The following is a 14,597-nucleotide window of genomic DNA, read 5'->3' as shown; positions in this document are numbered from 1 at the left end:
CACAAAAACAGCCGCAAAGCCACGCAGCAAAGGTTCAAGGCCCTGAGAAACGCGCCGCACATGTCGGCGTGTTTTTATTGATTGATTGTTCAATTAAATTACAGCATATTCTGGTTACGTCAATTGCGAAGGATTAAAAACTGCGTCTTATGCTGTTGCTCCGGCGTTAAACCCTTCGCAACGCAGAGGATTGGATGAGTTAATGCCCAAAGTTGGTATGCAGCCTGTACGCCGCAGGCAGTTGATCGACGCAACGATTGAAACCATTCATCAGCACGGATTCGCCGACACCACGATTGCGCGGATCTCGAAGGCTGCCGGTATGTCGTCGGGGATTATTTCGCACTATTTCGGCGGAAAAAATTCACTGTTGCAGGAAACCATGCGCTCCCTGATGAAGGATTTGCGCGATGATTACATGGCGCGACTTGCAACGGCCAAAACGCCGATGGACCGCCTTGAAGCGATCATCAATACCAACTTCAACGAAGAACAGTTCACCCCGCAGGTGACGGTGGCATGGTTGTCGTTCTGGGCACAGGTGCCATTTTCCGATCAGTTGCGGCGTCTAAACAATATCTATTTTCAGCGGCTTGCTTCCAATCTGCGGCACGAGTTGCGTCAATTGACCACCGAAGAATGCGCAGATGAAATCTCGTCTGCAATCGCCGCCATGGTTGACGGGATCTGGGTGCGTACCGGCCTGTCACGCGGGCAGGCCGACATTGCCGGGGCGCGCAAGATGGTGCTGGGCACCTTGCGCCTGTATCTGGCGAATTCGCCCAGTCCGAAGAAGTAACCGAACCAAACACAAAGATCATGGCTGCCGGTTGTCCCGGTGGCCCGCAGGAGTTTTAAGATGAGCCTTTATCAAATCCAGAATTTCATCAACGGCAAGAAGGCCCAGGGTTCGGGCGCAGAAATGGTTACCCTTAACCCTGCGACCAACACGGTTCTGGCCAAGGGCCACGAAAGCACGGCTGCTGATGTGGATGCCGCGGTCAAGGCCGCACGCGCCGGGTTCGAAATCTGGAAGAATACACCGGCTGCAGAACGCGCACGTGTGCTTTTCAAGGCTGCCCAGATCCTTCGGGATCGTAATGATGAACTGGCACTGGTTGAAACCCGTGATACCGGGCGTGCCATTCAGGAAACCGAAATTGTCGATGTGATTTCAGGCGTTGAATGCCTTGAATATTTTGCCGGTGTGGCTGGCAGCCTTGCAGGCGAACATATCGATCTTGCGGGCAACTTTGCCTATACCCGCCGCGAGCCGGTGGGTATTTGTGGTGCCATCGGTGCCTGGAACTATCCGATCCAGATCGCCTGCTGGAAAGCAGCCCCGGCATTGGCATGCGGCAACGCGGTTGTTTACAAACCGTCCGAAACCACGCCGCTCTCGGCTATTGCGGTTGCCGAGGCCCTTCAAGAAGCGGGTCTTCCCGATGGCGTTTACAACGTTGTGCAAGGCGCGCGCGAAAGCGGTGCGGCGCTGGTGGAGCATCCGGGCGTTGACAAGATTTCCCTGACCGGATCGGCTGCGACCGGTGCCAAGGTGGCCTCTGTTGCCGCGGGTGGTATGAAGGCCGTCACCATGGAACTTGGCGGCAAGTCGCCAATGATCGTGTTCGAAGATGCCGATCTGGATAACGCTGTTTCCGGCGCACAGATGGCGAACTTCTATTCATCAGGTCAGATTTGCTCGAACGGGACGCGTGTGTTTGTCCATGAAAGCGTTGCCGATGCCTTCATCGAAAAGCTGATCGCGCGTTCCAAGGATCTTGTTCTTGGCGATCCGGAAAAGCCTGAAACCCAGGTCGGCCCGATTGTCACCAAGGCCCAGTATGAACAGGTCATGTCCTATATCGAAAAGGGCAAGGCGGAAGGTGCCAAGTGCATTCTTGGCGGCCATGCCGTCACTGAAGGCATGCCGGAAGGCGGACTTTTTGTCGCGCCGACCGTGTTTGCAGATTGCACCGATGACATGACCATCGTGCGCGAGGAAATCTTTGGCCCGGTAATGTCTGTCCTGACCTTTAGCGACGAGGACGAAGTGATCAAGCGTGCCAATGATACCGAATACGGTCTGGCCGCAGGCGTGTTCACCAAGGATTTGTCGCGTGGTCATCGCGTGGTGGCACGGCTTGAGGCCGGCACCTGCTGGATCAACACCTATAACATCACGCCAATCGAAATGCCGTTTGGCGGTGTCAAGAAATCGGGCGTTGGCCGCGAAAACGGCCGTGCGGCGATTGAATATTACACCCGCATCAAATCCGTTTATGTCGAAACCGGCGATGTTGAGGCCCCTTACTAAGGGGGCTTTGACCAACCAACGTCGCCAACCACTCACCGGCTGCCCACACAGCACGACCAAACAAGGGATCAGAAATGACGACCCCAACGACCACTGAAAAATATGATTATGTGATTGTCGGTTCAGGTTCGGCAGGGGCTGTGCTTGCCAACCGACTGACCGAAGATGCCGAGGTTAAGGTTCTGGTGATTGAAGCAGGACCAAAGGATCACTGGTGGGACTGGCGCATCCATATGCCGACAGCGCTGTCCTATCCGATGCAGTCGGAAACCTATAACTGGGCCTATTGGACGACGCCGCAACCGAACCTCAATAACCGTCGCATGGAAACGCCGCGCGGGCGCGTTTATGGCGGGTCAAGTTCGGTCAACGGCATGGCCTATGTCCGAGGTCACGCCCTTGATTACAACCGCTGGGCCGAAGAAGACGCCGCGCTCAAGGAATGGGACTATGCGCGCTGCCTGCCATATTTCCGCAAGGCCGATACGCGCAATGAAGACACCGAAGGCGATGAATATCACGGCGGTGATGGTCCGCTGCATGTGACCACGGGGGCGTGTCAGAACGACCTGCACAAGGCCTGGATCAAGGCCGGTCAGCAGGCCGGTTACGAATTCACCCCGGATCAGAACGGCTATCGCCAGGAAGGTCTCGGGACCATGGATATGACGGTCTATAAGGGCCGTCGCTGGTCAACTGCGCGTGCCTATCTGCATCCGGCGATGAAGCGCCCGAACCTGACGGTTTATCACAAGGCCTTTGCGCAACGTGTTGTTTTCGAAGGAAAACGTGCCATTGGCCTCGACTTCTTCCATGATGGCGAAAACAAGCGCGCCCTTGTGGATCGTGAAGTGATCATTTCGGCTGGTTCGATCAACTCGCCAAAGCTTTTGATGCTTTCGGGTGTTGGTCCGGCGGCACATCTGCGCGAACATGGCATTGATGTTGTCCATGATCTGCCCGGTGTCGGTGAAAACCTTCAGGACCATCTTGAACTCTATGTTCAGATGGAATGCACCAAGCCCATCAGCCTCAATAGCAAACTCGATTGGTGGAACAAGCTTAAGATCGGGGCGGAATGGTACCTGTTCAAAACCGGTCTTGGTGCCAGTAACCATTTCGAGGCGGGCGGATTTATCCGATCCAAGGCGGGTGTGCAGCATCCCGACATTCAGTATCACTTCCTGCCAGCAGCGATTAACTATAACGGCTCCAAGGCTGCCGAAGGTGATGGTTTCCAGGCCCATGTGGGCCCAATGCGCTCCAAATCACGCGGCACGGTTCGTCTGGCATCCGCCAACCCGAAGGATCGCCCGATCATTGACCCGAACTATATGAGCCACCCGGAAGACTGGGAAGAAATGCGGGCATCCGTGCGCCTGACCCGCGAAATCTTTGCCCAGGATGCCTTTGCCGATTTGCGCGGGGCGGAAATTTCACCGGGCAAGGACATCCAGACCGACGAACAGATTGACGCATTTGTCGCCGATCACGCCGAAAGCGCCTATCACCCGTCCTGTTCGTGCAAGATGGGCAGTGATGACATGGCCGTGGTGGATGAGAAAACCCGTGTTCATGGCGTCGAAGGCCTTCGCGTGGTCGACAGTTCGATCATGCCGACCATCGCATCGGGCAACCTCAATGCGCCGACGATCATGATCGGTGAAAAGGCCGCCGACATCATCCGCGGTCGCACGCCGTTGGCACCATCGAATGCACCGTATTTTGTGCATCCGGAATGGGAAACCAAACAACGCTAAATTTGCGGGCTTTAAATAGTCTGATGATTATCCCCGGTTCATCTTTTTGATGGATCGGGGATTTTTATTTCCGGTGATTGCAATCACGTCGGCATCGGAGGATGATCGTCCGATCATAAGCGCCAGATAAGAAGTGCCGCCATGCAAGAAATCAGCCTGCTTAATTCCGTTATCGGTCCCGTTATGCGCGGGCCATCCAGTTCACACTGTGCGGCACCCTATATGATGGCGAAGCTTGTGCGCGAGCTTTCCTGTGCCAACGGTGAAACGCTCAGGCGTGCCGTGATCCGCTTTGATCCCCGTGGGTCCTTTGCGCCATGTTACAAGGCGCAAAGCTCGGACGAAAACTTTGCGGCCGGGCTTGCCGGGGCCAAGCTGACCGATCCGGATTATCGTGAAATTCTTGGCCGGGTAGAGCAGGGCGAGGGGTTTCATTTCTCGGTCGAAGTGACCGAGCTTGAAAACAACAACCACCCCAACCGTGTTGATCTGGAACTTGGTGTCGAGACTGCGGATGGCGAGGCGCGCACTGACCTGTATACAGGTGCCTCGACTGGCGGCGGGATGTATTACATCGACAGCCGCAATGGCGAACGCCTGTTCATGACCGGCAAAACGGCAACAGTCTTTGTCTGGGGCGCCGATGCGGTGGCACAGGCCGACGCGTTGGCAAACGAGCTGGCGGCAGGGGAAAACAGCCTGCTGGGTGTTTCGGTTGAACCCGATCACGCGCGGGTCGAAATCGCGCTTCAGGCCTTGCCGAATGCAGAAATTCTGGCCTCTGTCCGAAACCGTGACGGCATTGTCGATGTGCGCTTTGCCGACGCCTCGCAATATCCGGTGTGTGCCACCGATGATCTGTTTTCCGAAAGTGCCGTGGTGATTGCGGTGGCCGACGACCAGGAGGGTGGCTCCATCGCCGATGCCGCGCTGGTGTTGGAGGCAAAACGACTTGGACTGTCCCGCGAAGCCACCCGCGCGCTGTTTCGTGAACGGTGCGAACTGATGCTGCGTGTCGTGGCAGAGGGCTTTGATGCCAAGCCAGAAGACAATGTTATGCGGTTCCTGACACTTCGGGCCCGTACTGTCCGTGATGCCAACCTGCCCGCGGGGCTCGGTGGTCCGGTCTTGCAGGATGCGATGGCCGGTGCGCTGTCGGCCATGGAGCGCGACAGCAACCGGGGCCTTGTTTGTGCCGCACCAACAGCGGGCAGTGCCGGTGTTGTGCCGGGCACGCTTTATGGCCTGATCCGCCATGGCATTGATCTTGATGGCGCAACCGATGCATTGCAAACCATGGCGCTGATCGGGGCGGTTTTTGCTGCGCGTGGGACATTTGCTGCGGAATGCGGCGGCTGTTCGGTGGAAACCGGCGCATCGGCCGCGATGGCCGCCGCCGGGGTGACACAGGCCTATGGCGGCACGCCAAAGCAATGCTTTGATGCCGCAAGCATGTGTTTGATGAATACACTTGGCCTTGTTTGTGATCCGGTGGGGGGCGACGTTGAAATCCCATGCCATGCCCGAAATGTCGCCGGGGTATCACATGCCTTTTCATCTGCGATGGCGGTTCTGGCCGGGTTTGATGCGGTGCTGGAATATGACGAACTGGTCGATCAGACAGTCAAGATCGGCAATATGATGCATCCTGATTTGCGCTGCACAGCGCGCGGTGGCTGTGCCGCCACCAAAACCGCCCTTCGCATGGTCGAAGCGGTTAGTCAGAAACCTTAAAACGCTGATTCTCAAGGGCCTGTTGCGTACCAACAGCAAAAACCATTGCCGCAGGTATCACGCATTGTTGGCCGCTTTGCGCAATCGTTCTGCTTTGACTTGGCCGGTTTTGGCATAATCGGCGAAAAGCGGGTTTAAGGCTGGAAAAACGGCAGTTTTTCCTTGATAGGTCGACCGGATTGGGCAGGATAAGCTCACATCCATTTTCAAATATGAGGGTTCCTCATGTTCACTCCGAACTTGCTGACCGCCAATGACCGGGCAGGTCACTATCCTGATTCCTATTATGCCGCGACGGCGAATGCGACTGCGCCCTTCGCCAAGTGTGAGGGGGATCAGACCTGTGACATTGTCATCATTGGTGGTGGCTTTACCGGGTTGTCATCGGCGCTCCACCTGGCAGAGCGCGGCTATGATGTGATCCTGCTTGAAGCGCACCGGGTCGGCTGGGGCGCGTCGGGACGTAATGGCGGGCAGGTCGGATCCGGTCAGCGCCGTGAACAGGATGACCTTGAACAGATGGTCGGGCGCGATGATGCGCATAAGCTTTGGGATATCGCCGAAGAGTCAAAGGACGTCGTCAAGGCCCTGATCGCCAAGCATAATATCCAGTGCGACTGGAAGCCGGGCATTTTGCATGCCGATCACCGTGCACGCTTTGTCGAACATTCCCGCGGCTATGCCGAAAAGCTTCAGGCCGAATACGGCTATGAGGATATCCGTTTTGTTGACCGCGATGAAATGCGCGCGATGCTTGGCACCGAATTTTATCATGGCGGGTCGCTTGATATGGGAGCGGGGCATTTGCATCCGCTGAACTTCGCCCTTGGTCTGGCCGACGCCGCACGCCACGCAGGCGCACGCATTTTCGAGGGCGCGGTTGTCACGTCATATGAAAATCAGGCTGGCAAGGTTACGGTGAAAACCAAGGATGGCGGCGTTGTTAGCGCTAACAAGCTTATTCTTGGCTGCAACGGGTATCTTGATGCCTTGGATGATCGGGTGGCGAAACGTGTGATGCCGATCAACAATTTCGTCATTGCCACCGAACCGCTTGGCGATGATCTGGCGCGCGAACTGATCCGCGATGATGTCGCAGTCGCGGACTCAAAATTCGTGATCAATTACTACCGGCTGAGTGCGGATAAACGCATGCTGTTTGGCGGCGGGGAAACCTACGGATATAATTTCCCGCGGGACATCAAGGCGTTTGTGTCGCCGCATATGCTGGAAGTCTATCCGCAGCTTAAAGATGTGAAGATTGATTATGGCTGGGGTGGGACGCTGGCGATCACGATGAACCGCATGCCGTTCTTCGAGAAGATCGAGGATAACATCTTCACCGCGTCGGGTTATTCCGGGCACGGGGTTGCGATGGCAACCCTTGCCGGACAAATCATGGCCGATGCCGTTTCTGGCACCATGGAACGGTTTGACGTGATGGCCAATATCAAAACCCCGGTGTTCCCGGGTGGGAAAATGTTGCGCTTCCCGATGTTGGTGGCCGCGATGCTGTGGTACTCGATCCGCGACAAGCTTTGATCTGATGTGAGGTGATGTGATGTGCTTGGCGCCTCGAAAGGCGCTAAGCCATTTTGCGGCCTTCGTCTTCGTCTTCGTCTTTGTCTTTTTTGTTCTGGGCGCTGGTGTCCTGGTCGCCAGTGTCGGGCGCTGTGGTGTTTTTGTTGCCCGTATCGGGCGTGCTGTCAGGGGTATGGGCGCCAGACGGGTCAGCATCCGTCGGATCGGTCTTAACGACCTGTGTGTCTTGGCCGGTATTATAAGATGCGCCGCGTGCGGTCAGCAGGGCCTTGGTGCGTTCCCATTTTTTAGGGTTCAAAGCCAAAGTGGTCGCGTCGCTGAACGACACGTCATAGCCACGGTTCAGGGCGGCCTGCATGGTTGCCTTGACGCAGAAATCGCCGTCCAGACCCACGATAATCAGTTTGCCGACTTTCTGACGATCCAGAACGCGATCAAGCTCTGGCTCGCTAAAGCCATCCGCGCGCGCCTTGACGATATCATGGTCGATATCGCCGTTAACCCGTTCATCAAGATCAAGGCCCTTGGATTTGGGGCTGCCACGACCTTCATTGAGCAATTTCATAATGAAATTCATGTACCAGCCACGGAATGTCTGGCGGATCGAGATCACCGGAGTGCCATTGGAATTGGCGGCTTCAACCAGTTTATTGATTGCAGTGATCAGTTTTTCGACCATGTCGGCCGGGTAGGCATGTTTGCCGTCCGAGCTGGTGAAATCTTCCTGGACGTCCACGATCAGAAGGGCGCTATTGGGCCGTTCTGCGAGATTGATCTTTTTGCCCTTGCTGGGGGCGAGGTGATGGCGTTGGCCATAGATGGTGTAGGCGATGGCGCCCACCAGTAAAATGACAATAAGAGTGATCACCGACCACATGTCCAGGTTCTCCGTTTCGTCGTCTCAGGTCGCTTCGTAAATCTACTTTGCAATCGGACTTAAAGACCATCGGTGAACCGGGCAGTTCAGGTGCGGTAACGCACTGAACCACACCCGACCGCTTTGGGGTGGGTGTTCCAGGCCAGATGTATCCAATTGTCAGAATGCCGGATGCCGCGTTGCGGCGCGTCCATTGGACGTCACGAACAGAGCTATTTTTTTCTACTCTTCCAGCATTCTTCATAGCCATATGAAATCGCAATCATTTCAATTTGTCAACGAACTGACAAAAGGCAACTACGCGTTAATCGCGACGCATGACCATGCGTATCAGATTGTTTAACGTGCGGGGATCAATTTGGTTCCCAACTGCATACCGGATCGTAACGTTCGCCCTTGGACAGGATCACGCCATTATGGGCGGCAATACCGATTTCAAAGCTTGAAGCAATGCGAAGGGCCCGTTCCATGAAATGTCTTGCGGCGGGTTCTTCGCAATATTCCGACAATGTCTGGGCAAAGAGTTGAAGCCAGCGGTCAAAATGATGGCGGGTGATCTTGAGCGGCAAGTGCTTTTGCATCGGGCGCCCGTCATAGTTGCCTGTCGCCAGCGCGACCGAGGACCAGAACATCACCATGCGATCAAGATGATGGTCCCAGTTCTCGACCTTTTCCTCAAACACCGGGCCCAGCAGCTCGTCATCACGCACCTTGGCGTAAAAGCCATGCACGATGTTCTTGATCATGTCCGTATCAATGCCGGTATCTTCCTTGATACGCCGCGTGGCAATTTCGCGACGTTCCTTGATTTCGGCAAGGGTTGGCTGTTTTTCGGACATGGTAAAGGGCCTGTTCTGCGCATCAACTGGAACCGCTTTAAACGACGAAGCGATTTTCGGACATGACATATGTTACTTTGTGTCCGAACGCAAACAGATCACCCGTTATGGCATTATCGGTCAGGCAAACCGATCATGCAGGCCGTAATAACGATAGCCGATCGAACGCGCGACACGCCGGAATGACGCCATCGGGAACTTTTTCATCGGTGTCGTCAAGACGGCGCCAAGATCGTCCTCGTCGCAGATGCCCAGCATGCGTTCTGCCAGAAGCTTGCCGCCCAGACTTGCCATCGCCACCCCGTTGCCATGCCAGGCAAGGGCGGTCCAGACATCGTGATGCCCGGGAACCCGACCGATATACGGACGCCAGCTTTGCGACAGGCAGGCAAGCCCGTTCCAGTGATGGGTAAAGGCAACATCCTGCCAGGCCGGGAACATGCGTTTGAAGTTATCGAGCAGATCCTGTTTGCCTGCGGCAAAGGCCTTGGGTGTTGCGGTAATGCCGCCGCGTCCACCAAACAGAAAACGATTATCAGGCAGTTTGCGGAAGTAATGCAGCAGGATACGGCTGTCAAAAGCCATCAGGTCGCTGGTCCAGCCTTGATTTTCCAGCTCATCCGGGTGGAGCGGACGGGTAATCAGAATACTCGAAAAGACCGGCATCAAGCGCCCGCCAATCCAGTCGGGCAGGTTTTCCGCACTATATCCGTTGGTGGCGATGACGATCTTGGCCGCCCTGATTTGGGTGTTGCCGACAAAAAGGCGATAGGTATCACCATCTTCCTCAAACCGTTCGATGGTTGCCTGTTCGAATATCCGAACACCTGCGCGAGCACATTGTTCATGCAAGCCCGAAAGATACTTCATCGGGTTGATGCCAAACCCGGCTTGAACATGCAAACCACCGTATGTTTCCGCCGCGCAAAGTCCGCGTTCCTTCAATGCGTCGCGGCTTAGCAGTTCTGTCGGGATGGTTGTGAAATGGGATAGTTCCTGTGCTTCGTGGGCCAGTTCGGCGACCCGGTTGGGTTTGTGCGCCAGAACCACTTCGCCGTCAGAGTGACGATCCGCATCAATATCCCAGTCATTCAGGCGTTGATCCACCAGATCAATGGCATCGCGTTGATGACGGGCAAACTGTTTGACCGCGTCTTCGCCAAAGGTCTTTGCCAGTTGGCCAAATCCCTTGCCACTGCCACCCATGCAGCAAAAACCGCCATTGCGTCCCGACGCGCCCCAACCGGATCGACCGGCATCGAACACCGCAACACTGGCCCCATTTCTTGCCAGTTCCAGGGCCGTCGAGAGGCCGCAATAACCGCCGCCGATGATGGCGATATCGGTTTTAAGCTGGCCTTCTTTGGGCAGGGTTTCACAGGCAGGAAGTGGTGATGCGCTTTCGACCCAATAGCTGTCAGGCAGGGTGTCGGTGCGATAGGCGGCGGGTTGATAGATACGTTTTAGCATGGTGGGCTCTTTTGGGCGTTGGAAAGTGCGTGCCTGTGGGGCAGGCTTTGGTGGGCGGTTTGTTATCGCTGTAGTCAAAAATACCCGGCAATGATAACTCATGCCGGGTATTTTGTGTAAGTTCCTGTAATCGAAACCGGATTACATTTTGCCAAGTTTCTTCGCGGTCTCGTCAAAGGCGGCGCGCGCCCGTTTGACCAGCTCGTCGATTTCTTCCTTGGTGATGCAAAGCGGCGGCGACAGAACCATGCGATCACCACAGGCACGCATGATCACGCCATTGGCAACACAGGCATCGCGGCACATGGTGCCAACGGTGCCCGGCTTGTCGAACATCTTGCGGGTTTTCTTGTCATCAACCAGCGGCATACCGGCAATCAGACCAACGGTTTCAACCGCACCGACCAGCGGGTGGTCTTCAAGGGTTTTCAGCGCCTTGGCGAAATACGGGCCGATATCGTCCTTGACGCGTTCGACCATCTTTTCTTCGCGCAGGATACGAATGTTTTCAAGTGCGACCGCCGCACATGCCGGATGACCGGAATAGGTGAAGCCGTGGGTGAATTCACCGCATTCATTGATCAGCACATCGGCAACCCGATCGCCAACCATGACAGCCGAGATCGGCAAATAACCCGAAGACATGCCCTTTGCCATCGGCATCAGGTCCGGCTTGATGTCAAAGGTGTCCGAGCCAAACCATTCGCCGGTCCGGCCAAAGCCGCAAATGACTTCGTCGGCAATCAGAAGGATGTCGTATTTCTTGCAGATACGCTGAATTTCCGGCCAGTAGGTTGACGGCGGAATGATCACGCCACCAGCACCCTGGATCGGTTCACCGATAAAGGCACCAACGCGGTCTGCACCAAGTTCCTTGATCTTTTCTTCAAGCTTGCGGGCTGCAATCAGGCCGAATTCCTCGGGGGTGTGATCGCCGCCTTCGCCGTACCAGTATGGCTGATCGATATGAACGATATCGCGGACCAGCGCACCGCCCTGTGAATGCATGCCCGACATTCCGCCAAGCGACGCACCGGCAACGGTGGAGCCGTGATAGGCGTTCTTGCGGCTGATGATGGTGGTACGTTCCGGTTTGCCCTTAAGGTTCCAGTACTGGTGCACCATGCGGACAACCGTGTCATTCGCTTCCGAGCCGGAATTGGCATAGAAAACGTGGTTCAGGCCTTCTGGCGTGATTTCGGCAAGAACTTTGGAAAGCTCGATCGCCGGGGTATTCGCGCACTGGAAGAAGTTGTTGTAATAGGGCAGTTCAAGCATCTGCTTGTAGGCCGCTTCGGCAAGTTCCTTGCGGCCATAGCCGATATTGACACACCACAGGCCCGCCATGCCATCGAGATAGCGTTTGCCGTTGGAATCTTCGATAAAGACGCCTTCGGCACGTGTGATAACGCGGGTCCCACGATTGTTCAGGTCCGCCGTATCGGTGAACGGGTGAATGTGGTGAGCCTGATCAATATCCTGCCAATAGGCGGTTTTGTCGAAATTATTCATAACATCTCCTGACAGCGGCGCTGCTCTGCTTTCGTGCGATATGTTGAACATCTGACCTTAGTGTTCGTTTTTTCGAACACCTTTGCAAGAGGATTTTTCGACAATCTTTTTGACTGGTTCGTGGTCAGTTTTTGTTGCCTGGCGGTCGATGTGGGTGGTCTGTGCTACTTAACCATCCTATCGCGCCAGAAAATTGTGCATTGCATGATTTGCACGATATATCGAACGAAGGGGCTTGACCGGGGCTATCCGGCGCGGCACGATGTGTTACAGTATAGGGTCCAAACTCATTCACATGACCGATCCGGCAACTGATATGAGAGAAAAAGCTAGGAAAAGCCTGCAGGTCGGGGTGATCCCCGATCAAGGGATTTGACGCAGAGGCTTTCTCTCATATCAGTTGTCCTTCGGATCACCCGGATTTGCACGGGCTATTTTGTCGCAAAATCTTGAAAGATATAGATCTTCCTGCGATTTTGCTCCGCATATCCGCACAAATCCGGGAGACCGGGTCGATTATGTGAATGAGTTTGGACCCTAATAACAGGCCTTTTCTGGGAGTATATGACGATGAACAAGTCGTTCGTCGAAGACAGTAGGGCGGAAGCCCAACGATTCTTTGAAGAAAATCCGGATGTCGAACTTGTTGAGTTGCTCATTCCCGACATTAACGGCGTGTTTCGCGGCAAGCGAATCAGCAAACAGAAATTCCTTAAAAGCTTTAGCGAAGGTGTAACGCTGCCGGGCTCGATGTGCCTGGTTGATATCACGGGTGACAACCCCGAAGGCACGGGCCTTCTTTGGTCGAGCGGTGATCAGGACAATCTGGCAAAACCGATCCCGGGAACCCTTTGCCGTGTGCCTTATGGTGAGCTGCCGCTCGCTCAGGTGATGATGAGCCTGTATAACCTTGACGGCACCAAGTTCTTTGCCGATCCGCGCAATGTGTTGCAGGGCGTCGTTGATCGCATGGCGGCCGATGGTTTTTATCCGACTGTCGCTCTTGAGCTTGAATTCTATCTTGCCGATCAGAACCAGGAAACCGCCGCACCGCTACCGCCGCAGCCGCTTGGTGGTGGGATTGCGTCTGACGGCGTGCAGGTTTATGGCCTGCAACAGATCGAGGATTTTGAAAAAGTCCTGCATGATGCGGTTGCCGAACTCAACCGTCAGGGCATTCCGGCCGATACCATCGTTGCCGAGGCAGGCCCGGGGCAGTTTGAAATCAATCTTGGTCACGTGACCGATCCGATGATGGCGGCTGATCACGCCATGCAGCTTAAACGCGTGGTTAAGGGTATTGCCTGGGATCACGGTGTGACTGCGACCTTCATGGCAAAACCGTATTCCGATCAGGCGGGCAATGGCCTGCATGTTCATGTGTCGCTGCGTGACAAGGATGACAATAACGTTCTGTCACCGGTGGGTGACGAGGAAGTGTCGGACAATCTGCGCTTTGCGATTGGTGGCCTGCAGGAAAGCATGTTTGAAAGCATGGCGATCTTTGCACCCAACCCGAACTCCTTCCGCCGGTTCCAGAACAAGGCCTATGCGCCGATGTCGCCGAACTGGGGTTTGAATAACCGTACCGTCGCCCTTCGTATCCCGGCAGGCAGCCCGAAGGCCGCCCGCGTTGAACACCGCGTGTCGGGTGCCGATGCCAACCCGTATCTGGTTCTGGCGTGCGTTCTGGCTGGCATGCATCACGGCATGAAGAACAAACTTGATCCGGGTGAACCGACCGTTGGCAACGGCTATGAACAGCATGGCGGACGCATTGTTCCGCGCAGCATGATTTCGGCCCTCGATCGCTTTGTCGAAGGCGATATCGTCAAGGAATATCTCGGCGAACGTTTTGTCGAGGTGTTCGATATCTGTCGCCGTGCCGAATATGACGAGTTCTTTGCCGAAGTCACCCAGCTGGAATATCGCTGGTATCTCGACGCGGTATAACCAGCCAAAACAACAATAAATTTTGACAGGGAAAAGACGGGAATGTCGCAAAAGGTAGGGGATCGTCTGAAGGCGGTGCGCAGCATGTACGGGCTGTCGCAGCGTGAACTGGCCCGCCGGGCCGGTGTGACCAACAGCACGATCTCGACGATTGAACAGAACCGGGTCAGCCCGTCTGTTGATAGCCTGGCCAAGGTTCTGGCCGGCATTCCCATGAGCCTGATTGATTTCTTCACCATTGATCTTGATACCGGTGAAGAAATCTTTTTCAGGAAAGAAGACCTTGTCGAACTTTCTGATGGGACGATGTCGATGCGTCTTGTCGGGGCATCGCGCAAGGATCGTAACCTGCGCGTGCTGCATGAAACATACCCTGCGGGTGGGGATACCGGTAACAACCTGATTGTCCAGAAGGGCGAGGAAGCCGGTGTTGTCGTCCGTGGCAAGCTTGAAGTCACGGTGGGCGAACGGGTCAAGGTGCTTGGCCCCGGTGATGCTTATTACTTCAATGCAGAAATTCCACATCGTTTTCGAAATGTGGGTGACGGGGAATGTGAAGTCGTCAGTGCGGCGACACCACCGTCATATTGATG

At 55.3% G+C, this 14,597-nt stretch carries 11 protein-coding genes; 7 read left to right on the top strand and 4 right to left on the bottom strand.

Annotation, left to right across the window (positions count from 1 at the left end):
* Positions 1–202 precede the first annotated feature (202 nt).
* The 5 genes from betI (at position 203) to DY252_RS13595 (ending at position 7,353) form a co-directional block, all read left to right on the top strand.
* Positions 203–799 (top strand): choline-binding transcriptional repressor BetI, encoded by a 597-nt coding sequence (gene betI / locus DY252_RS22495; RefSeq protein ID WP_064790461.1) that lies wholly within the window; start codon positions 203–205, stop codon positions 797–799.
* 60 nt (positions 800–859) lie between these two features.
* A complete protein-coding gene (gene betB / locus DY252_RS13610) occupies positions 860–2,317 on the top strand; it encodes a betaine-aldehyde dehydrogenase (protein ID WP_064790460.1) in 1,458 nt (485 codons plus the stop codon).
* A gap of 74 nt (positions 2,318–2,391) precedes the next feature.
* Positions 2,392–4,077 (top strand): choline dehydrogenase, encoded by a 1,686-nt coding sequence (gene betA, locus DY252_RS13605; protein ID WP_064790459.1) that lies wholly within the window; start codon positions 2,392–2,394, stop codon positions 4,075–4,077.
* Positions 4,078–4,218: 141 nt separating this feature from the next.
* Positions 4,219–5,811: an L-serine ammonia-lyase, iron-sulfur-dependent, subunit alpha gene (locus DY252_RS13600; protein ID WP_064790458.1), complete on the top strand. Its 1,593-nt coding sequence runs from the start codon at positions 4,219–4,221 to the stop codon at positions 5,809–5,811.
* A gap of 225 nt (positions 5,812–6,036) precedes the next feature.
* A complete protein-coding gene (locus DY252_RS13595) occupies positions 6,037–7,353 on the top strand; it encodes an NAD(P)/FAD-dependent oxidoreductase (RefSeq protein ID WP_064790457.1) in 1,317 nt (438 codons plus the stop codon).
* Positions 7,354–7,396: 43 nt separating this feature from the next.
* Here DY252_RS13595 and DY252_RS13590 read toward each other — a convergent pair whose 3' ends face one another.
* The 4 genes from DY252_RS13590 to DY252_RS13575 form a co-directional block, all read right to left on the bottom strand.
* Entirely contained in the window at positions 7,397–8,230 is an 834-nt protein-coding gene (locus DY252_RS13590) for a cysteine hydrolase family protein (protein WP_064790456.1), read from the bottom strand.
* Between the two features lie 353 nt (positions 8,231–8,583).
* A complete protein-coding gene (locus DY252_RS13585; RefSeq protein WP_064790455.1) occupies positions 8,584–9,069 on the bottom strand; it encodes a group III truncated hemoglobin in 486 nt (161 codons plus the stop codon).
* Positions 9,070–9,189: 120 nt separating this feature from the next.
* Positions 9,190–10,539 carry an NAD(P)/FAD-dependent oxidoreductase gene (locus tag DY252_RS13580; protein ID WP_064790454.1) on the bottom strand — a complete coding sequence of 450 codons (1,350 nt, stop codon included), beginning with the start codon at positions 10,537–10,539 and terminating at the stop codon, positions 9,190–9,192.
* Between the two features lie 141 nt (positions 10,540–10,680).
* Positions 10,681–12,051 carry an aspartate aminotransferase family protein gene (locus DY252_RS13575; RefSeq protein WP_008891848.1) on the bottom strand — a complete coding sequence of 457 codons (1,371 nt, stop codon included), beginning with the start codon at positions 12,049–12,051 and terminating at the stop codon, positions 10,681–10,683.
* A 570-nt stretch (positions 12,052–12,621) separates the two neighbouring features.
* On the opposite strand from DY252_RS13575, the gene DY252_RS13570 reads away from it, so the two are divergent.
* A complete protein-coding gene (locus DY252_RS13570; protein ID WP_008891847.1) occupies positions 12,622–14,004 on the top strand; it encodes a glutamine synthetase family protein in 1,383 nt (460 codons plus the stop codon).
* A gap of 42 nt (positions 14,005–14,046) precedes the next feature.
* On the top strand, positions 14,047–14,595 hold the full coding sequence (locus tag DY252_RS13565; RefSeq protein ID WP_008891846.1) for a cupin domain-containing protein: 549 nt from the start codon (positions 14,047–14,049) through the stop codon (positions 14,593–14,595).
* Positions 14,596–14,597: the final 2 nt, after the last annotated feature.

The organism is Thalassospira indica (assembly GCF_003403095.1).
Classification (GTDB): domain Bacteria; phylum Pseudomonadota; class Alphaproteobacteria; order Rhodospirillales; family Thalassospiraceae; genus Thalassospira; species Thalassospira indica.
This window is presented reverse-complemented; position numbering and strand designations above follow the sequence as displayed.

What these genes read in the sequence shown, in the direction of transcription:
- betI (WP_064790461.1), top strand. Translation starts at nt 203, where the DNA reads ATGCCCAAAGTTGGTATGCAGCCTGTACGCCGCAGGCAGTTGATCGAC.
- betB (WP_064790460.1), top strand. Translation starts at nt 860, where the DNA reads ATGAGCCTTTATCAAATCCAGAATTTCATCAACGGCAAGAAGGCCCAG.
- betA (WP_064790459.1), top strand. Translation starts at nt 2,392, where the DNA reads ATGACGACCCCAACGACCACTGAAAAATATGATTATGTGATTGTCGGT.
- DY252_RS13600 (WP_064790458.1), top strand. Translation starts at nt 4,219, where the DNA reads ATGCAAGAAATCAGCCTGCTTAATTCCGTTATCGGTCCCGTTATGCGC.
- DY252_RS13595 (WP_064790457.1), top strand. Translation starts at nt 6,037, where the DNA reads ATGTTCACTCCGAACTTGCTGACCGCCAATGACCGGGCAGGTCACTAT.
- DY252_RS13590 (WP_064790456.1), bottom strand. Translation starts at nt 8,230, where the DNA reads ATGTGGTCGGTGATCACTCTTATTGTCATTTTACTGGTGGGCGCCATC.
- DY252_RS13585 (WP_064790455.1), bottom strand. Translation starts at nt 9,069, where the DNA reads ATGTCCGAAAAACAGCCAACCCTTGCCGAAATCAAGGAACGTCGCGAA.
- DY252_RS13580 (WP_064790454.1), bottom strand. Translation starts at nt 10,539, where the DNA reads ATGCTAAAACGTATCTATCAACCCGCCGCCTATCGCACCGACACCCTG.
- DY252_RS13575 (WP_008891848.1), bottom strand. Translation starts at nt 12,051, where the DNA reads ATGAATAATTTCGACAAAACCGCCTATTGGCAGGATATTGATCAGGCT.
- DY252_RS13570 (WP_008891847.1), top strand. Translation starts at nt 12,622, where the DNA reads ATGAACAAGTCGTTCGTCGAAGACAGTAGGGCGGAAGCCCAACGATTC.
- DY252_RS13565 (WP_008891846.1), top strand. Translation starts at nt 14,047, where the DNA reads ATGTCGCAAAAGGTAGGGGATCGTCTGAAGGCGGTGCGCAGCATGTAC.